We start from the raw sequence: 19,985 nt of genomic DNA on the forward strand, positions 1-19,985 counted from the left end.
CCCACTTTATGGAACGGAAAAAGTGGATTTTTCTATTTACTTTCATAGAATAAATTAATATCATACCTTTCCTTCATCATTTGAAATACGATATGCCGTTTTTCCCATGCTTCACCCTTCCCCCATAGATCATTACTTTTATCGATAATCTCGCATCGTAGAGCATGGTATTCACTTTCCAATTTATCCACCTTTTCTTTCAATACATTCATATAGGCATATAACCCGATCGACAAAAGAAGGAGGTGGGTATTCCCCGGCCAATTGATAAAGGCGGAAACCATGGCAGAAAATGAATTCGCATGTGGAAAAATGATTTTAAATGCTAAAAAAGATAAGTAAAGGAAAATTATGATCATCGTCATCCACATGAATAGGAGATGGAATTGACGGTGCCGATCGAATTTTCTTTTTTTATTCACAAGACTCTGTAACATTTGTTTCGTTGCTTCATCGGTCCATTCTCCTAAATTTTTAATCGCCTCGTCCATCCTTATTTTTTCCTCCTGTTTTTCAATTACGGTCTTCCTTTACTCAATGATATGGCCCGTCCGAACTATTTATGATTACTTTTCATCTTCAAACTCCACATGGTCAAATACCGGTTCCTTTTGATCGGGAATCGTCGGAGAATCCTGTGAAATTTCTTGTAAGTAAAAAATAATCGTTGCAATAATGATCGGAAGTAAGAGAAAAATTGCGACGAGAATTTTGATAATCGGGTATTTCATCTTTTTCCTTTTTCTACTTCTTCTTTGTCTTTTCTTTTTACTTTGATGATATTCCCTTCTCGGTGGCAAATGGGAGGCAAACCCTTCTTCCTTTAGTTCATTTCCACGTAAAGTATCTGTATGATCCCCCTGCACCGTCATCGCCTTCTTTCCATTAACACCTTTTTTTATTATTTTTTGAAGCAATGATGAAACCTAATGTACAATCAATGAAAAAATGCATACTAACCGTTACAGCTAAATTTTCTGTCAAGTGAAAAATGATTCCAATGACAAAACTTAAAATGACCACGTTTAAAAATAAAAAGGGACGAAATAAATACCGATAATGAACGAAAGCAAAGATTAGACTCGCAACGACTAAACCGAAGGCCATCTGCAAAATGCCGCGGAATAACAATTCTTCCCCGAAAGCAACGAGTAAGGTCATCAAAATGATCTGCCAACCTTTTCGATTCGAAAACAATCGTTCGTTTATTCCCCCATCATCGTATAAGGATTTGGGGAGAAACTTCATAAAAAGCAAATCTAGGGATACAACAAGAAATGCAACTCCAGCCCCTATCGTTATAATTTTTCGGTCGTACCAATCAAATAAAGAAAAGGGATAAAACCAATTTCCGAAAAGGAAGCGGGCCAATATGAGTCCGATTAAAAGAATTAACAGCTGGGTTATGTAAAAGTTCAATAACAATTCCCGATCTGAAAGTTTAGCAACGATTTCCTTCTGGCGATTTTTCAATGTCATTTCCCCTTATTAAAAGCAATTTCGCTAATCGTTTTTCCCAATCCTCGATTTCCCAGTATTCTCTGCCCACACTTTTTCTTTCGTAATTTTTCCAGTTTATCCCGCAAAAATCGCAACAGTTTTCTTCTTTTATTATCTTATGTTCGGAAAATTTCCGCAACAATCGATCCCTTCTACAACCATCGGATTCAATCCAGTTCATGATTTCCGTTAATTTTTTGTGTTTCCATTCCAAGCGAAACTGGACAAAGCTCTCCATTTTTTGTTTAAACTGTTTTTCATCGGCGCTTTCTTCAAAATATTTTTTCAATATGCGCCATTGACTATCGGAAAAACCATCCCTCGTGACGTCCAAATTCTTCCCATCCGAATATTTCATCATTTCAGTGAACCGCTCAATTTGCCCTTTGGAAGGCAATTCCCCTTCGATCAAATTCCGTTGCAAGATCCAATCATCTACAGAATAAAAAAGAATCGCAATACTAGGGTTCCCATCTCGACCGGCACGACCGATTTCTTGTATATATGATTCCAAATCCGATGGGGTATGAAAATGAATCACGTAACGGACATTTTCCTTATTGATTCCCATTCCAAAAGCACTTGTAGCACACATGATCGACAATTCTCCGTACAAAAATTGTTGTTGTAAAAGGATTCGCTCTTCCAAACCGATTCCTGCATGATAAGCTGCTACGGGAACATCCGTTATTTCATTTAACCGCTTCGCCCATTCATCAGCCAATTTTTTGCTTGAAAAATAAATGATCCCCGGTCCTTGTAAAAATTGAACGAGTTTCTCTAACCTTTTCCCTTTATCCCTAACATTTTGCATTTTTTCTACAACGATCGCGATATTCGGTCGGTCTACTGAAAAAATAAATTCTTTAACATCTTCCATATATAAGGTGCGGGAAATATCCTTCCGTACTTCTTGACTAGCAGTGGCAGTTAAGGCCAAGGTTACCGGTCGATTGAACCGATTTCTAATTTCGCCCAATCTTAAATAATCTGGTCTAAAATCGAATCCCCAATGGGAAATACAGTGGGCCTCATCGACAACAAAAAGGGAAATCGTTAACCTTTCCATTTGTTGAAGAACGTGTTCGCTCTGTAGCATTTCAGGGGAAATATAAATAAACTTATATTCGTCTAAATGTTTGATAACGTATTGTCTTTCTTCAATCGATAAAAAGGAATTCAGCGCGACTACCCGTTTTTCGCCCCTTGCTTTCATTTGTTCAACTTGATCTTGCATTAACGAAAGGAGCGGCGATACGATTACAACCGTTCCTTTCACGATATAGCCAGGCAGTTGATAACAAAGGGATTTTCCCGTTCCTGTCGGCAAGAGCGCTAAGGTATCTTTACCTTGTAAAACCGATTCGATTACCTCCCTTTGACCGGGACGAAATTCGGTGTACGAAAAATATTTTTTTAACAGTTTGGATAAGTCCATTGAAAGGCACCTCAACCATCAGCTTAGTTCATTATTCATGTCCAATCGTTTACGAATATCGTCGATTTTAGACAGTACGAGACGAATGGAAAAATAATCCGCTTCGTGTAACGAATCTTTAATATTTTTTAATTTTCTCGTTTGTAGACGATCGGAAATGATCACAATTTTTTGTTGCAACTCGATTGGAACGTAATCATCAATGGAAAAATTTGGTACCTTCACCGCAATTTCCACGATATGGTCTTCAATTGTACTCCGCTTTAATTTTCTTAAATGGACGATCTCATCCAACGTTTTTCCTTCCCGAATAAACCGATAAGTAAGAAGGGATGACTTCGTTAAATAAAAAAGATCCCCTTTCCTTTGTACGATCGTTGACAGGAGAACATATCGCCTTTTCTCTTTCCATGAGGAATCAATCATATAATGAATGATTCCACGGAATAATAACGTATAATAATCTTCATCCATTTTCATCGATTTCGCGATTTGAAAAGGCGTATAGCCCGTCGTTTCATACCCGGATAGTCGAAGCAAAAAAAGATTCGGATCTACTCCTAAACTTTCAACGGCGGAAAGGATTTGACGTAGTTCTTCATAAAATTGATAGGCTAATTTTTCCCTCGAGCTACCTTTGATTTGCTTCAACCAATTTTTCGCCCAAAATTGGACCGTCAAATCCCTCTGTACAGGTAAAAAATCCGAATGATAACGGGACCAATAGGAGATTGTTTGGACGAGCAAACTGATTCGTTTCCAAAATTGTTCGTCAACTCCACTATATTTCCATCCATTAAACCATTTAGGAAACGGTTGATGATCAAACGTTTTATTCAACCAATCTTTTCCTGCCTCCGTTACATATACGTTAAGATTTTCCAAAAGAATGAATCGATTTCGAAGCAGTTGTTCGATCATCCGATTGAAATCATCCTTCGATAAAACGGGTAAAGAAGAAAATACATTACGCAAAGAATACCAGGAAGCATCTTGAATCGTTTGGGCTGATTTTTTTCCCTTCAATAAATAAAAGGCCGCATTCGCTGATCGTTCGCCACGAAATCGTTCGATACAGTGGAGAAGGAGCGCTTGTGCATAGTCCATATTACTATCACCTTTAACCATTTTACCATGTTTTTTTCCGCTGTCATTATTCCGATTATTCAATCTTTCCAAGGTAAAATTTAGATGATCTGGTCGATTCCTTTTGAAAATCAATTTTCCAAAAGCTTAGCTATTGAAAAACTCATTATTCAGCTATACAATTAAAATTGTTAATAAAAACAAGGAAGTCAAGCTAACTGGAGGGTAAAAGATGGCAAAATATACAATCGTAGATAAAGATACGTGCATAGCCTGTGGTGCATGTGGTGCTGCAGCCCCCGATATATACGATTATGATGACGAAGGAATTGCCTATGTCATCCTGGATGATAATACGGGTACTGCAGAAGTCCCGGAAGTGTTAGAAGAAGATATGATGGATGCTTTCGAAGGTTGTCCCACCGAATCCATTAAGGTAAGCGATCAACCTTTTGATGGGGATCCAAATAAATTCGAATAAAAAACTCCGCCGATGCGGAGTTTTTTTATTTCGTAAAAATCGTTTGTTGTTTAACAATCCAATGATTCATTTTAACAAATAGTATCATAAAAGCGACAGAAATAATGAGTCCTTTCAAAAGATTAAATGGAAGAATGGCCATCACTACGATTTCTTTCGGTAAATAAAATCCCATAAAATATTCGTACATCGGCAAAAATACAAAATAATTCAGTACACTCATAGCAAAGGTCGTAATCAACGTGGCGGTTAAGAGCGCAAACGCCAACCCTTTTTTCGTTTTCACTCGATTATACAAAAAATAGGTAGGTAAAATAAATAATGTACCTGTAATAAAATTAGCGATATGACCGACTGGAACGCCCGTTTGACTACCAGTTGTGATGATATCCAATACATTTTTCAACATTTCCACCGCAACACCTGCACTCGGACCCATAATCATCGCAGCGATTAATGCCGGAATATCGCTGAAGTCGACCTTTAAAAAGCTCGGAAAAAAGGGTAACGGAAAGTTTAGTAACATTAATACATAGGCAATTCCACTCAGCATTCCTAGCGTTACATACGCTTTAATCGAACGTTTCATCACTTCTTTTTCTCCCCTTCCTGTGATTCACCTCACACGAAGAAGATCGGTTTCGATACAAAAAGCCCCGGAAAATAATCCGGGGCTTGAAGGCACAACCAAGTAAACGTTTAAAAAACTATTTTTTAAACGTACCGAAACCTTCATCTTCTCCCATCCAGACTATACTGTCGGCTTTGGAATCTCACCAAAATCCTGCTAAAAAATTAGCTCGCGGGCTAAAAAGGACGAACCTTCATTACCGCCGGTCGGGAATTTCACCCTGCCCCGAAGATGAATCCATCATTCAATTTTTCATATTTTTATTATACAAAATAAACGTCCATTTGGAAAGGATTATACTCCTTAATCAAATCGCTAAAATTTTTCTCTCAAATTGATATGAACAACTTTAAATAAAAATCGCTATATGTAACACAAAAACTTCATTTGTTGCTAAAAACAATTAGTCAATTATTTCAAGTAAGCACGCTATACCTGTAATCCCTTTTCATGTATCGATAAAATGGAGCGTTTAATATCATACGGCTTTATTTTTTTGTAACTGCCCGGTTCGTTCTTCCATTTTCCCCGCAAAACACATATTCTCCCAATTCTGCTTCTCCAAAGACGGAGAGAGGATCCATTGCATTTTCTTTAGAATATGTCCAATGGGAACGATGTATTTCAAAATGGAGATGGGAGCCTGAGGAGTGACCAGTGTTACCCATTAAACCGATTATTTCCCCTTGTTTCACCCGATCTCCTTTTTTTACAAGTCGCTTCGATAAATGGGCATACACACTTTCAAATCCGACATCATGCTTTATAAACACCACATTCCCATACGAATGGGAATAATACGAACGGGTAATCGTCCCATCGAAACTAGCTACGACTTCCGTACCCATTTTTTCAGCGATATCAATGCCTTTATGAGATCCATTCCTCGTTCCATAAATATCGGTGATAAAACCATTTGTAGGCCATATCCAATTCACTCCTTGCACTTCATCAATCTGAGCAGAGGAATCGGTCGGTGTCAAACCGATGGCGATGAAAAACAGTAAACCGATGTATTTACGTCCATTTCCCTGATTCTGCATCGTTTCCTCCTTGAGTTCCTTTGAATCATCGTTTTTAACTTTGAAAATACAGTACATTATTATGAAAAATTTAATCCATTTTATACAAGTTTAGGAAAGATCGAAAAAAGAGAAAAGGACATCTGTTTTAATTTACCGTTTCATCCGTTTGAAAAAAGTCCTCATCTAGTTCAATCAAATTTGGCGCAATTGGCACTTGAATCGGTTGATCGAGATCGAATCCAATATTTTCCTTCACCGATAAATTTTCAAATTTCACGCCCGAATAACCAAATGATTTTGCAGTAAGGAGAATGGCTTCAATCATCGTCAGGATAGATTTCGAATCAAGATCGATTGGTTCATTTGAAAATTGAAGGATTAGCCATCCATTTTCTCCGACTTTAACAGTAAATTCCATCTCCATTGGAATTGAAGCTTCTAAATCATAAATGTCAATGTTGTTTTTCATTTCTGTCAAAGCTTCGGAAATATCCGCATACGTTTCTGGTCCATACGTTAAAAATTGATGGTGATCCGTACGATAAATAAAATATGGATAATGCTGTTCATTTTTACCTAGTTCATATTTAAAAATTTCCAAACCCGTATGGGGAAAAAATAGCCCTGGGGAACCATCTTCGTACAAATAGACAAAATCAAGATTTAATGATTGAAAACTTTCCAAACTTTCCATGAACATTACTTCACCTGTGGAACCCCAATTTCCCTTCATGTTCGACGAAAGATCGATCGTTACGTTCCCATCATCGTCGGCCGATATGCTTCCCTCATATGGATAAAAATCCGATAAACCTAAAGCTTGTTCATCAATACGATCGTAAACATCAAGAAATACATCTAATAAAGGCTGATCTGCCGCCTGTTTTGCCAATACCGTAATGGGTATCATATTTTGTACATTTTTATCCGGTATATATAAAGTAATGGCATGTTCGTCTTCACCAATCATATTTTGATAAAGAGCAATTGTTTCAAAGGGCGATTCAATTTTATCTTGCTCAGATCTATCTTCCAAATTATTCGAATGGAATAATTGCCGTCCGTTGGAATAATCGAATGACTCCGTGTGAATATCCTCCGATTTCTGATCGATGCTCAAATTTCCACCCGGAAAACGGATGATTGACATAATGAGGATTCCACTTAAAAACAACATGGTAGCCGTCGCAAAGGCAGGGATTAAAAAACGTCTTTGTTTACGATGTTCAGTTCGATTTAACCGATCCATGACATTGGAATAAATCTCATTCATACTGCGGTGATCTTTTATTTCCGGCAATTCATTAAACAATTCGATTAGTTTCTCATCATGCCTGCGATTTTTCACCATTCATCGATTCCCTCCTTTTCCATGGCTTTTCTCACAACCTTTAACGCCCGATGTTGTGTCGTCTTTACCTTACTTTCCGTCCACCCTAATATTTCGGCTGTTTCCATGATCGATAGTTGTTGAATAAACCTAGCGATTAAAACGGTTCGTTGATCGACGGTACATTCATTTAAAGAACGATACAATAATTGAATTTTTTCGTTTTGCATCGCGATTTCTTCTGGCAATGGATGTTCATCGATCATCTTCCGTTCTTTCCAATCGGTTCGGGAAAAAATTCGTTTTTTTAGATTTTGTTCCTTTCGAAAATGATCGATCGCAACATTTCTCGCAATGGTAAATAACCATGTCTTCAAACTACTTTTTCCTTCGAAACGGTCATATGATTTCATGACACGTATATACACTTCTTGAACTAAATCCTCAGCGAGTTCCCGATTCCTAACCATATAAAATAAAAATTGAAATAAATCACGATGGTATTTTTCATAAATCTCAGCAAAAACGGAGTTCATCGTTTTTTCTCCCCCGTCATTATATTTGTCGAAAATCACTACAAAAAGGTTACAACAACAATATACCTATTTTATTTACAAATGAAAAGAATAAAAAGGATGAAATAATGTAAAATAAATCGTTTGACCAACTACTTAGATACGTTTCATAAAAAAAAGAATGACCGAAATTGGCCATTCCTTTAGAAAGAATCAAAGGATAAAAGGATCTATGATTGGGGAATAAACACGGTAAAGGTCGTTCCTTGACCAATGATACTTTGCACCTCAATTTTACCGTTATGGGCCTCAACAATATTTTTCGCGATAGCAAGACCCAACCCTGTTCCCGATTTTCCCCTCGTTCTTGCTTTATCTCCTTTATAAAAACGTTCGAAGACGAAGGGCAAGTCTTCTTTAGCAATACCTGATCCGTTGTCCGTTACTGCAAAGGTTAATCCTTCCGCATCCAGATTTGCCTTAACGATAACCTTTCCTTCCTCCTTCGTGTGGCGGATGGCGTTATCGATTAAATTCGTCAACACTTGTTCAATTCGATCTTCATCCATCGAAATGGTCCCATCATTTTGAATGTCAAGTATTAGGGATCGTTGTTTATCTCTAGCCATTCCGGAAAATTTCTTCACGATCCGTTTAAAGAACGGCGCGATTTGGATGGTTTCTTTATTCAGTGAAAATCGACCCGATTCCATTTTCGCCAAATCGAGCAATTCATTGACGAGTCGTCCCATTCGCATCGATTCTTCATGAATAATCTTTGCCAATTCTTTCCTTTCTTCTTCAGTGGATGCCACATCGTCAAGGAGTGCTTCACTATACCCTTGAAGCATTGCAACTGGCGTCCGTAATTCATGGGAAACATTGGCGACAAAATCCGTCCGTAATTTTTCCAATTTCCTTTCTTCCGTCATATCTCGAACAACTGCCACTGCACCACGTACCGTATTATTATCGTATAACGGACTGACGATTACGGTCCAATAGCGATAATCTTTTGAAAGATCCCCAACTTGTTCCGTTTCCGTCTCCACCGCTTCTTTAAACAATTCCATAATCTTGGAAGGTAGTACTTCAGCATCTCCCTGATTCCCGTTCCAAATATGCAAAAATTTTTCAGCTGGCGGATTCGTTACAAGGATTTTTCCTTCCCGATTAAATGTTAAAACACCGTCAGCCATACTGCTCAAAATATTTGCCAACTGTTCCTTTTCTTGATTCAATGCGCTTATATTAATCTTTAATTGTTTTCCCATTTCATTAAAAGCAGTGGCTAATTCGCCCAATTCATCGTTCGTTAAAATCGGTACCTTCGTATCAAATTTCCCCCGTGTGACTTCGAAAGCAGCTTGACGCATTTTTCTTAAAGGCGCAGTAATTCTCGTCGATAGGAAAAAGGCAAAAACAGTCGTCAATACAAAGGCGAGAAAAATGGCCCACCAGATTAATTTCGTCGTCGCAATGGTTGCATCATTCATTACATCCAATGATTGAAAAATAAAGACCCCGCCGTGTTTTCCACCGCTTTTGTACGGAACACCGATCATCAGCGCCCTTTGACTGTCATCATCTGCAGGAAACAGAATTTCCTTTTTCACATATTCTGAATCAGTAAAGACGCGGGATAATTCCGAATCATGTAAAAAATAGTCCAATCCGAATGGTTTTTTATCGCACCCGGGGGAATAATAAATATCATGTTCCGGTGTAATAACGATCACTTTCGTCAAATCATCGGTAATTTCCCATGCCACATCCAAACTAAATTCGAAATCATCGTGCCGTTCTAAAATAAGAGCAATTTTTGACGCTGTATTCGTTAACGTTTCCGTCACATCTTCGTCGATATAATTTCGAAAAAATTGCATTAATAAAAGGGAAAGGACGAACAAAACGATCGATACGAGCAATAGGATCGTCGCCCATAATTTCCCAACGATGCTTCGCCAAATCATTCATTCACAACCTCGAATTTGTAACCGACACCCCAAACGGTTACAATCATCTTCGCTGCATTTTCCGACACTTTATTCAATTTTTCCCGCAACCGTTTTACATGGGTATCGACGGTCCGCAGGTCACCAAAAAATTCATAATGCCATACTTCTTTTAATAATTGTTCCCGATCAAATACTTTGTCTGGTGTTTTCGCTAGAAAATATAATAAATCATATTCCTTAGGGGTAAGGCTAACTTCATGACCGTCAGCGATTACCCGATGGGCATCGTGATCGATCGTCAGATGGGGGAATACGAGTATGTTTTTCGCTTTTGTATCCGTTTGTAGGAAACTCGTCGTCGAAGCCCTTCGAAGTAAAGCTTTTACACGTAAAACGACTTCCCTCGGGCTGAAGGGTTTCACAATATAATCATCTGCACCCACTTCAAATCCTTGAACTCGATTCGCTTCTTCCCCCTTTGCCGTTAACATAATCACAGGGGTTGCCTTCTTTTCACGTAATCGTTTGCATACTTCAATTCCGTCTTTTCCTGGTAGCATTAAATCGAGTACGATCAAATCATAATCTTCTCCGATGGCCTTTTCTAATGCCTGGTCCCCGTCTTCCGCTTCATCGATTATATAATTTTCCCTTTCTAAATACATTTTTAGTAATCGACGAATTCGTTCTTCGTCATCCACAACCAAAATTTTCACATCTTTATCCATTCGCTTCATTCCTCCTTGCAACTCCATTGTACATAAATCGACAAAAAATTTCTATATTTTATCTATAGTATTGACATGTATTTGTCGATCCCAATATTTTGACTAAATTGTATTCCCCTAATGAAAAAGTCTCCATCAAAATCATGGAGACGCATAGGAATGTAAACCAGCGATAACCAAATTCACAAAGATGAGGTTAAACATAATAATTGCAAAACCGATTACAGCTAACCAGGCAGATTTTTCCCCATGCCAACCTTTGGAAAGACGTAAATGTAAAAAAGCTGCATAAAATAACCATGTGATCAGTGCCCATACTTCCTTCGGATCCCAAGCCCAAACTCTCGACCATGCATCCCGGGCCCAAATCATTCCGAAGATCAATGCGCCTAAAGTAAATATCGGAAAACCGATGAGCACAGATCGATAACTAATTTCATCTAACAGATTATCATCGATATTTTTCACTAGCGGTCGGATTACATGGGCCAATCGTTTCCGTGTAATTAGACGGAAGAGACCATACAGAATCGTCCCAATCAAAAAGGACCAGACTACTGTATTGACCTTTTTCGCATTAAAATTGGCAGGTAATTCAAAAAGGGGCTCCATCCGTCCCTCCGTTAACAATACTCCCTCATTTGGACCGGCGATGGCCGGAAGATAATACGTATATGTTTCTTGAAACCCATCTTTATTCATCCATTCGAATTGGGCCTTATAGTCAATCGCTGAAAAGGTGAACGAAATAAGGACAAAACCGATCGACACGACAACGATATACATAACGGTTTCTAACCAAAACCGACTTTTCGTTATACCGGATTGATTAACATTCTTGATTAAATAAATTAATGCCGCAACGAAACTGATCGCCAATATTCCTTGTCCGGCTGCCGTTGTCATAACATGAATCTTCAACCAAATACTTTGGAGGGCAGGAATTAGCGGCGTAATTTCCTTTGGAAACATACTTCCATACGCAATGATAATTACTGTTACCGACAAAGTGAATAATCCTAAAACCGCAGAACGGTATAGATAATAGAAAATAAGGAAGCCAAGGACGAGCATCATACTAAAAAACGTTGCAAATTCAAACATATTACTGACAGGAGCATGCCCTCCAGCGATCCATCGAGTAATAAAATACCCCAATTGGGACAGAAACCCTATAATCGTCAAAAGGAATCCAAGTTTTCCGCTGACTCTCTTCCCATTACCCTTCCGATTTTCCAACCCCTTTTGACGAATCGCTCCGCCAAAAAAAAGGATGGCGAATAAAAATATAATAAAGGACGCTAACAAAAAATGAGAACTTACCTCAACCATTTACCATCACCCCTCGTTCACTTTTTCACGGCTCTTCTTACTTTGATCAATTAGGAAAGGAAGTCCAGTTCCATCGACAATTTCATCGATTTCCTTTTGAAAACCGAACCAATTTTTATTCGTATGCCCGGCAATATAAAAACGGTTGTCAACAACTTTTACCCAAATCCGCCGATGATACCAAAAGGACCCTTGAATGACTCCAATGAGAAAAATCGTTCCTCCGAGGGCGAGAATCCATAATGTTTCGTTTTTCCTAACCGTCAAACCGGAATAATAAACCGTATCAGCCCCTTGGAAAACCATTTTATATTTATTTTCCCCGAACGGTTCAATCGTCTGCTGAATACTTGTAAAACTTAATTCCCCATCTCGTTTGTCCGGTGTAATCATTTTAAAAGCAAAGGCTGGATTATTCGGATCCCCAGATTTTGTAGAAGGTTCCCCGTTAGAAAATTCAAAGTCAGGAAAATAACTCAATATCTCTACTTGGTAACCGTTTCCTAAATCATAGATTCGTTTTGGACCGTCTAAATCAATCGTAACTTGCCCGAATATTTCATTCGTATCCTTCTCCATGAGCCCAAAGGTCATCGACTTTAATTCATTTTTATAAGTCATTTGATATATGGAAAAACCGTCAAACGTAAGCGGTTCATTGACACGAATCTCATAATCTTTTAATTTCGTTAATTTTGGCTCCTCTCCAGGTAAAGATTCGGAAGCTTTATATAATGTTACATTCGATTGATAGTTTTTTACAATTGCACCCTGGTTCTCTAAAGCTTCTTTATAAGCCTCATTATCATTTTCATCATACGTTTCGATTAAAAATTGATGATTTGTCAAATAATATTGTTTATCCGTTCCTGGTATAGTTTTCGTTTCTCCTTCTTTGATCATCATCCACTCATCCACATAAAACCCCGGCACAGAGCGAAGCATTACACCGATGAGGACGATAATCAGGCCAATATGGTTAACATACGGACCCCAACGGGAAAACCGGCCCTTTTCCGCTAATAGATTTTCTCCGTCCTCCATAATTCGATATCGCTTGTTCACGAGCCTTTCTTTCAAAAGATTGAACGTATCCTTTTCATCCGCATCATGTAAATCCGTTTCAGCAAATAATCTTTGCCGTTTTAAAAAACTCACGTGTTTTTTTGGTTTTTGTTTTTTCAACGCTCGATAAAGGGGAATCGCCCGGTCTAAACTACAAATAACAAGGGAAACGCCAATCGATGCAATCAAAAGCTCATACCACAGGGACCCGTATAAATCGTGAAAACCGAGGGCATAATACACCTTTCCAAACCAACCGTATCTTTCTTTGTAATATATTTCAGCAGGCACGGTTAGCGATAAATGTTTTTCCTGTGGGAAAATCGTTCCTAATGCTGATACAATTAACGTGATAATGATTAATGCGACCCCGACTTTTACCGAGGAGAAGAAATTCCAGATTTTATCAATAATTGTCCGTTTATACGTCTGTGAGCGTCTTGCCGTACCTTCATAACGCATATCTAATATCGGTTGTTGTTGTTTTTCATCGAGAACCTTCCCGCAAGACTCGCATAGCACCGTTCCGTTTGGATTGACATGTCCGCATTCACATTTGATTTCTTTCATCGCAATAACTCCCTGTTACGGTTTAATTCTTTCCATGAAATCTTTCACGGTTTGTTCATCCATTTCCCGATCAAAATAATGGATTATTTTCCCATTCGAATCAATGAGGAAAGTGGCAGGTAGTGGGAAAATTCCGTAAGCTTCCTGTACCTCCCCTTTTCGATCTACGACAATTGGAATCGAAAGGGAGAGTCGTTTTGCAAATGTTTCAATCGCCAAATCGGTCTCACCGACGTTCACGGCGATCACTTCCACACCTTGATCTTTATAAATTTGATATTGGCGATCGATATACGGCATTTCTTCTTCACACGGTTTACAAAACGTTCCCCAAAAATTCAGGAAAACGCCTTTCCCTCTATAATCCGATAGGCGAATCATATTCCCATCCATATCTTCTAACATAAAGTCCGGTGCCGTTTCACCGACTTGGGCGATTTTTCTTTCATCTTTCATTAAGTTTGTATAGACGGTGTAAATGATTGCCATCGCTAAAACGAACAATATGATCGTCCGTTGAATGAATCTCCGCCTTTTTTTTTCCATGAAAACCCTCCCAAGTTATAAGTTTTGTAAGATTATAACATTTTCCCCTATATTCATAATGTTTATATTGTGAATATTTTGTGACGAGCAGGGACGGTTTCGTTAATTGATCCGACCCTGTTGCGTAAGGATTTTTAACTGTTTCACCTCATGGGGCGAAAGGGGACGGTATTCTCCTGGTGCTAGTCCATCTAACGTCAAAAACGCATATCGTTCCCGTTTTAATTTTAAAACCGGATATCCGATTGCATCGAACATTCTTCTCACTTGACGGTTTCTACCTTCATGAATCGTAATCTCAATAATGGCTGTCCCTTTTTTTCGATCACCAGAACGAAATTTTACTTTTGCAGGAGCAGTTACACCATCTTCTAGCTGTATACCGTTTTGTAATTTTTTTAAATCTCGACGGGAGGGAATCCCCTTAACTTTGGCAATATATGTTTTATCCATTTCGAATTTCGGATGCATCAGTTTGTTGGCCAAATCACCATCATTAGTCAATAAAATTAACCCTGATGTATCGAAATCTAGCCGACCGACGGGAAAAATTCGATAATCCAGTTCAGGAAAAAAATCGATGACCGTTTTTCTTCCTTTATCATCGGAGACAGTCGAAAGAACCCCCCGCGGTTTATATAGCAAAAAATATACCGGTTCTTCCTTTTCAACTTTTATTCCTTCTACTTCAATGATATCCTTTGAACTAACTTTTGTACCGAGTTCAGTTACTATTTGTCCGTTGACGGTAACCTTCCCTCCGAGAATCAATTGTTCCGCTTTTCGCCTCGAGGCAATCCCTGCTCTCGCGATTACTTTTTGTAATCTTTCCATTTGTTTTTTCACTCCTGTATCATCTTGTTGCAAAAAATAGGTACCTGACTGAATTATGCCACAATTACATTAGAAAAATAAAGGTATACGCTTTTTCCGATAAAAAAATAAAAATCGGCTGTTTCACACCCGATTTCATTGTACCCTTTTTTCTTTTCATTTTCATCCTCAAATCTATCTCCCAAAAAAGAAACTGACGATCAAAATGCTCGCAACAATTCCGACAATATCTGCTAGCAACCCGATTTTCAATGCATCTCCCATTTTCTTAATTCCAACCGCACCGAAATAAACTGTCAATATATAAAGGGTCGTATCTGTACTTCCTTGTAATACACTGGCGAGTCGACCGATAAACGAGTCCGGACCGAACGTGGCAATTAAATCACTTGTCATTCCTAGGGCTGCCGTCCCTGAAATCGGTCGAATGATGGCGAGTGGAACGATCTCCGCAGGCACTCCGATCCATGCTAAGGCAGGCCGAAGAAGGTTCACAATAAAATCCAACGCTCCGGAGGCACGAAAAATCGAAATGGAAACGAGCATGCCAACGAGAAAGGGGATGATAGATATCGCAATTTTAATGCCTTCCTTTCCCCCTTCCACGAAGCATTCATATGTAGGAACCTTTTTCCATGTTCCATGCATTAAAATGATAAATATGATCAGTGGAATTATCCATAGGGAAACGGTTGAAATGATACCCATCACTTCACCCCGTTTCGGTGTTTTCGATAATAAATATAGCGGTCGATGAGAATTCCCCCCGTTGTAGAACAAAATGTCGCGATCATCGTCGGTAAAACAATTTCCGCAGGGGATATAGAGTCGTAGTTCATCCGTATCGCCAAAACCGTCGTCGGAATAATCGTCAAACTCGAAGTATTGATCACAAGAAACGTAATCATCGATCGGCTAGCGGACGGTCTCCCTCCATTTAATGCTTTTAATTCTTCCATCGCTTTAATCCCGAACGGAGTAGCTGCATTTCCTAAACCGAACATATTCGCCATCATATTTGATAAAATATAGCCCATTGCCGGATGATTCGCCGGTACTTCTGGAAATAGCCTTTGCACGATCGGACGAAACCCTTTTGCAAAGGTATCTAAGAGCCCAGAATGTCTGGCAATATTCATTAAGCCTAACCAAAATACGAGGACGCTAATCAAGCCAATACAAAGGGTAACCGCTTCTTGTGCGCCTTGAAAAACGGCCTCATTCACTTCCTCCATCGTACCGTTAAACATCGCAAATACAATTCCAAATCCAGCCATAAATACCCAAATGAGATTAATCATAGGCATTAACCCCTATAATCATACCGAATAATTGCTTTATCCGTTCAAAAAAGGATGGATGATTCCGAATCTCCCTTTCAAAATAAATAGGTAAAGTATGAACCAATTGATTTTGAAAATATATTTCCGCCTTTCCAACGATCTCCGGTATAGCATCTTTATCCCTTTCCCAATCTTTTTTCGGTTTTAACAACCGGTGCTTAATTCTCACATCTTTCTTTTCTTTCGGTAAGATGGGATAGACAAAGTCTCTTTTTACATATACTTGATTTTGGTAAAAGGGATGTTTAACGACCTCGATCGGACCCTTTTCAACGAGGGGATGGTATTCATATTGATCATATACATATTCAAATAATGCGATATGTTCATTCCAATCGGTTTGGGAAGGGGTATTTAACGTTACGACAATTAATTCCATCCCATTTTTTTCAGCAGTAGAAACGAGGGTCCGTTTCGCTAATTTCGTGTACCCGGTTTTTCCTCCTGTTGAATATTTATACAATCCCGTCAATAAGCGGTTCTTATTCACCCATTTTCGATCCCATTCACCATTTGGGTCTGGAGCATAATATACCTTCGTCCCGAAAATTTCTCGAAATTTTTCATTTTTCATCGCATATTTCGTTAATTGTGCCATATCATAAGCGGTGGAATAATGATCTTTATGGTCATCTAGGCCATGGGGATTGGCAAAATGGGTATTTTTCATACCGATTTGTTCCGCCTTTTCATTCATCAAAAAGACGAAGCCTTCTAAACTTCCTCCAACGTGTTCAGCGATCGCCACGGCCGCATCGTTTCCAGAGCGCAACATTAAACCGTAAACTAAGTCTTCCAATTTGATTTTTTCCAACGGTTGCAAAAAAATTGAAGATCCCTCCGTTTTTGTCGCCCGTTTGCTAACGGTCACCGTTTCATCTAATTGTCCAGACTCAATGGCGATAATCGCCGTCATAATTTTCGTGATGCTAGCAATTCTCGTTTTTTTATGGGCATTTTTTTCAAAAAATACCCGTCCTGTTTTTTCGTCCATAATAATGGCAGCGTTCGATTGGATTTCCAAATTGAAAGCCTCGATTTTTTGAGGAATCCAAGGAATAAAAAACAAGGTGATGAAAAAAAAGAAGAGGAAGCGCTTTGTAACCAAGCCCATACTTGTCCATCGACTCCTTTGGTGTTTTGTACAAGTGTATGGCAGTAGAAAAAAAGATATGAATGGAAGAAGGAATTTTATTGAAAAAGAATGGACAATCCTTTCTCCTTGTCCATTCCTTCAAAAATGGATGCGAATTCTTTTCCATCACATATATATATTCTCCTTTGGTTACGTCGGGGATTTTTTGTTAAAAGGTAAAAAAGTGCAGTAATATCCTTAATATAACAAGGCTTTCCATTTATTTCCCATAGAGGATTTTGATCGAAGGGGGTAAATTCGGTATAATTATCTTCAAAATAGCGGAGATAAAGAACGGAAAAAACTTTCTCCTTTCCATCTTCCACATACGTGACAAAACTTTCATTAAAATAATCTTGGAAGGATCCTTTTACTTTCTCCAACTCGACACCGTGAAAATCAATAATACGCATTTAACCACCCTTTCATCAATCGTTTCCCACCTATAGGGAATATATATTTGAAAAACGATCGATTATTCCCTTTCCTCATTCAGTTGATCGAAAAATAGGTTAGCTTCTTCTTGGAAAAGCGGTTCATTATTTTCATCGGGAAGGGGTGGCAATTCTTGAATATCATTCAATCCAAAATAATCTAAAAACTCCTTCGTCGTCCCGTATAAAATCGCCCGACCCATTCCTTCTTTCCTGCCGACTTCTTGGATTAATCCTTTTGCAATCAACGTTTGAATCGGACGTTCCGTTTTTACACCCCGAATCTCTTCGATTTCCGCTTTTGTGATCGGTTGTTTATAAGCAATGATCGTTAACGTCTCCAATGACGCCTGGGATAAGGATGCTTGATTCGGAGTTTCAACTAATCGTTTTAAATAGATGGCATGGTCTTTTTTTGTGACTAATTGATATGTACCTGCCAACTGGATCAATGTAATTCCTCGATTTTTATTATTCTCATATTCTTCCTTTAACATATTGAGAAGCTCATTGGCCCGATATTCGGGAATATCCATGACTTTCGCGACCTGTTTTAATGTCAATCCTTCATCACCGGCTGCAAACAATAGGCTTTCTAAAATCCCGAGCCATTTTACATTGTCCAAAGTTAACCACCTTCTCTATTGAAATATGTCACATCTTACAGGTTGAATTCATCCGTAGATTGGATAGAAATGATCCAGATATCGTCGAAGTTATCCTTTTGTTGAACGACGATGATATTTCGTTTCATCAATTCTAAAATGGCTAAAAAGGTTACGACGATGATTTTTTTCACTCGTACGGTGAGCAGCTCTTCAAAATGGACCATTTCCTTTTTCACCTTCAACGCATTCATCACTTCTTCCATCCGTTTTTCGATGGATACCTCTTCACGAACGACTTTCGTATGTAACGGTTTTTCCAATCGCTGTCTACGTAATAATTTATGATAAGCCCCTAACATATCATAGATCGTTGCTCTTTTTCCAACAAAATTACTACCGGAACTGGAAGCATATTCCGAAAGATCACTCGGTGGTTTCGTGAACATCATCGCCCGTTGTTTTTCCTTTTCCTTCAAATGATTTGCTGCTTCTTTATATTTTCGATATTCTATTAATCGGGCAACCAATTCCTCCCGAGGATCGTTTTCAAACTCATCTTCAAATTCGACTTGTTCTTCAACATCATCGTATTTCGGCAATAGCATTTCACTTTTGATCGCAAGTAGTGTAGCTGCCATCACTAAGTATTCACTGGCAATATCCAGTTGTAATTCTTGCATCGTATGGATGTATTGCATATATTGTTCAGTTATTTCCGCCATTGGAATATCGTAAATATCGATTTCCAACTGTTTGATCAAATGTAAAAGTAAATCTAAGGGGCCTTCAAAGTCGCCTGTTTTAATTTTCATTTCCATGATCGATCACCATAAACGTATTTTTTCTTAACTAACGATAAGTATAAAAGATATCGAAAGGATCCCAAAGAAGAATTGAACGAAAAAAGGAAGGAAGATTGAATGTATCCAGCTCATTTTATTCAATATTTATTACTATTCCATATTAATCGTGACTACTTCGAATGCCATGAAGTGATGGAGGAATACTGGAAACAGGAAGGGAAAGGGAACTCTTTATGGAAGGGATTGATTCTAATCGCTGTTCTTTTTTACCATTATCGACGAAATAATTTCAACGGTGCGAAAAAACTGATTTCAAAAGCGATCATGAATATCCGAACATGTAAGGATGAAGTGGATCGGCATGGGATCGACAGCGAACGATTGCTCAACATTTTAAATGAAACGGAAGCAGCCATATTACGTAAAAAACCTTATCAACCGATCGCTTTTCCAATTGTCGATAATAAATTAATCAATACTTGTTCGAATACGAACGATCAATTTCTAAAATATTGGTCACAACCGATGGAAAATTCCGATACGTTTATTATACATAAACATTTATTTCGATACGAACAAATTGAAAGACGATAAAATGGTTTCGATGGACCGTATGTATCCGT

23 protein-coding genes and 1 riboswitch are annotated in these 19,985 nt (G+C 38.4%); of the genes, 2 read left to right on the forward strand and 21 right to left on the reverse strand.

Going from position 1 to position 19,985, the window contains the following annotated elements; genetic code table 11:
- Positions 1-32 precede the first annotated feature (32 nt).
- The 5 genes from OE105_RS06730 to OE105_RS06750 all read right to left on the reverse strand — a co-directional run bounded on the left by OE105_RS06730 (position 33) and on the right by OE105_RS06750 (position 4,045).
- Positions 33-491 carry a YpbF family protein gene (locus OE105_RS06730; RefSeq protein ID WP_275421998.1) on the reverse strand — a complete coding sequence of 153 codons (459 nt, stop codon included), beginning with the start codon at positions 489-491 and terminating at the stop codon, positions 33-35.
- A gap of 75 nt (positions 492-566) precedes the next feature.
- Positions 567-872 carry a hypothetical protein gene (locus OE105_RS06735; RefSeq protein WP_275421999.1) on the reverse strand — a complete coding sequence of 102 codons (306 nt, stop codon included), beginning with the start codon at positions 870-872 and terminating at the stop codon, positions 567-569.
- A 13-nt stretch (positions 873-885) separates the two neighbouring features.
- Positions 886-1,473, reverse strand: a complete 588-nt coding sequence (locus OE105_RS06740) for a CPBP family intramembrane glutamic endopeptidase (RefSeq protein WP_420842578.1) — start codon at positions 1,471-1,473, stop codon at positions 886-888.
- Positions 1,442-2,938, reverse strand: a complete 1,497-nt coding sequence (locus OE105_RS06745) for a RecQ family ATP-dependent DNA helicase (RefSeq protein ID WP_275422001.1) — start codon at positions 2,936-2,938, stop codon at positions 1,442-1,444. The genes OE105_RS06740 and OE105_RS06745 overlap by 32 nt, the downstream gene beginning before the upstream one ends.
- A gap of 18 nt (positions 2,939-2,956) precedes the next feature.
- Positions 2,957-4,045: a YpbB family protein gene (locus OE105_RS06750; RefSeq protein WP_275422002.1), complete on the reverse strand. Its 1,089-nt coding sequence runs from the start codon at positions 4,043-4,045 to the stop codon at positions 2,957-2,959.
- Positions 4,046-4,256: 211 nt separating this feature from the next.
- On the opposite strand from OE105_RS06750, the gene OE105_RS06755 reads away from it, so the two are divergent.
- On the forward strand, positions 4,257-4,505 hold the full coding sequence (locus OE105_RS06755) for a ferredoxin (RefSeq protein WP_275422003.1): 249 nt from the start codon (positions 4,257-4,259) through the stop codon (positions 4,503-4,505).
- A 25-nt stretch (positions 4,506-4,530) separates the two neighbouring features.
- Here OE105_RS06755 and OE105_RS06760 read toward each other — a convergent pair whose 3' ends face one another.
- The 16 genes from OE105_RS06760 to OE105_RS06835 all read right to left on the reverse strand — a co-directional run bounded on the left by OE105_RS06760 (position 4,531) and on the right by OE105_RS06835 (position 19,377).
- Positions 4,531-5,097, reverse strand: a complete 567-nt coding sequence (locus OE105_RS06760; protein ID WP_275422004.1) for an ECF transporter S component — start codon at positions 5,095-5,097, stop codon at positions 4,531-4,533.
- Positions 5,098-5,235: 138 nt separating this feature from the next.
- A riboswitch (FMN riboswitch) is annotated at positions 5,236-5,373 on the reverse strand.
- Positions 5,374-5,624: 251 nt separating this feature from the next.
- Positions 5,625-6,179 carry a M23 family metallopeptidase gene (locus OE105_RS06765; protein WP_275422005.1) on the reverse strand — a complete coding sequence of 185 codons (555 nt, stop codon included), beginning with the start codon at positions 6,177-6,179 and terminating at the stop codon, positions 5,625-5,627.
- Positions 6,180-6,306: 127 nt separating this feature from the next.
- Entirely contained in the window at positions 6,307-7,512 is a 1,206-nt protein-coding gene (locus OE105_RS06770; protein WP_275422006.1) for a hypothetical protein, read from the reverse strand.
- Entirely contained in the window at positions 7,506-8,027 is a 522-nt protein-coding gene (sigX, locus tag OE105_RS06775) for an RNA polymerase sigma factor SigX (protein WP_275422007.1), read from the reverse strand. The genes OE105_RS06770 and sigX overlap by 7 nt, the downstream gene beginning before the upstream one ends.
- Positions 8,028-8,236: 209 nt before the next feature.
- Complete coding sequence (locus tag OE105_RS06780) at positions 8,237-9,979, reverse strand: ATP-binding protein (protein WP_275422008.1); 1,743 nt, start codon at positions 9,977-9,979, stop codon at positions 8,237-8,239.
- Positions 9,976-10,692, reverse strand: coding sequence for a response regulator transcription factor (locus OE105_RS06785; RefSeq protein WP_275422009.1), 717 nt, complete (start codon positions 10,690-10,692; stop codon positions 9,976-9,978). The genes OE105_RS06780 and OE105_RS06785 overlap by 4 nt, the downstream gene beginning before the upstream one ends.
- A gap of 141 nt (positions 10,693-10,833) precedes the next feature.
- Positions 10,834-12,024: a c-type cytochrome biogenesis protein CcsB gene (ccsB, locus tag OE105_RS06790; RefSeq protein WP_275422010.1), complete on the reverse strand. Its 1,191-nt coding sequence runs from the start codon at positions 12,022-12,024 to the stop codon at positions 10,834-10,836.
- Between the two features lie 6 nt (positions 12,025-12,030).
- Positions 12,031-13,659: a cytochrome c biogenesis protein ResB gene (resB, locus tag OE105_RS06795; RefSeq protein ID WP_275422011.1), complete on the reverse strand. Its 1,629-nt coding sequence runs from the start codon at positions 13,657-13,659 to the stop codon at positions 12,031-12,033.
- A gap of 15 nt (positions 13,660-13,674) precedes the next feature.
- Positions 13,675-14,205, reverse strand: a complete 531-nt coding sequence (gene resA / locus OE105_RS06800) for a thiol-disulfide oxidoreductase ResA (protein ID WP_275422012.1) — start codon at positions 14,203-14,205, stop codon at positions 13,675-13,677.
- A 102-nt stretch (positions 14,206-14,307) separates the two neighbouring features.
- The gene (locus OE105_RS06805; RefSeq protein WP_275422013.1) at positions 14,308-15,039 is read right to left on the reverse strand and encodes a pseudouridine synthase; all 732 of its coding nucleotides are present in this window, start codon (positions 15,037-15,039) and stop codon (positions 14,308-14,310) included.
- A gap of 174 nt (positions 15,040-15,213) precedes the next feature.
- Positions 15,214-15,747: a spore maturation protein gene (locus tag OE105_RS06810; RefSeq protein ID WP_275422014.1), complete on the reverse strand. Its 534-nt coding sequence runs from the start codon at positions 15,745-15,747 to the stop codon at positions 15,214-15,216.
- A complete protein-coding gene (locus OE105_RS06815) occupies positions 15,747-16,340 on the reverse strand; it encodes a nucleoside recognition domain-containing protein (RefSeq protein ID WP_275422015.1) in 594 nt (197 codons plus the stop codon). The genes OE105_RS06810 and OE105_RS06815 overlap by 1 nt, the downstream gene beginning before the upstream one ends.
- Entirely contained in the window at positions 16,333-17,406 is a 1,074-nt protein-coding gene (locus OE105_RS06820) for a D-alanyl-D-alanine carboxypeptidase family protein (protein WP_275422016.1), read from the reverse strand. Before OE105_RS06820 ends, OE105_RS06815 begins: the two co-directional genes overlap by 8 nt.
- Before the next feature lie 167 nt (positions 17,407-17,573).
- Positions 17,574-17,930 (reverse strand): hypothetical protein, encoded by a 357-nt coding sequence (locus OE105_RS06825; RefSeq protein WP_275422017.1) that lies wholly within the window; start codon positions 17,928-17,930, stop codon positions 17,574-17,576.
- A gap of 62 nt (positions 17,931-17,992) precedes the next feature.
- Entirely contained in the window at positions 17,993-18,577 is a 585-nt protein-coding gene (gene scpB / locus OE105_RS06830; RefSeq protein ID WP_275422018.1) for an SMC-Scp complex subunit ScpB, read from the reverse strand.
- 35 nt (positions 18,578-18,612) lie between these two features.
- A complete protein-coding gene (locus OE105_RS06835) occupies positions 18,613-19,377 on the reverse strand; it encodes a segregation/condensation protein A (protein WP_275422019.1) in 765 nt (254 codons plus the stop codon).
- A 102-nt stretch (positions 19,378-19,479) separates the two neighbouring features.
- Between OE105_RS06835 and OE105_RS06840 the strand changes: the two genes are divergently transcribed.
- A complete protein-coding gene (locus OE105_RS06840; protein WP_275422020.1) occupies positions 19,480-19,956 on the forward strand; it encodes a DUF309 domain-containing protein in 477 nt (158 codons plus the stop codon).
- The last annotated feature ends 29 nt before the right edge of the window (positions 19,957-19,985 follow it).

Source organism: Fervidibacillus halotolerans (genome assembly GCF_026547205.1).
GTDB classification, from domain to species: Bacteria; Bacillota; Bacilli; order Bacillales; family Caldibacillaceae; genus Fervidibacillus; species Fervidibacillus halotolerans.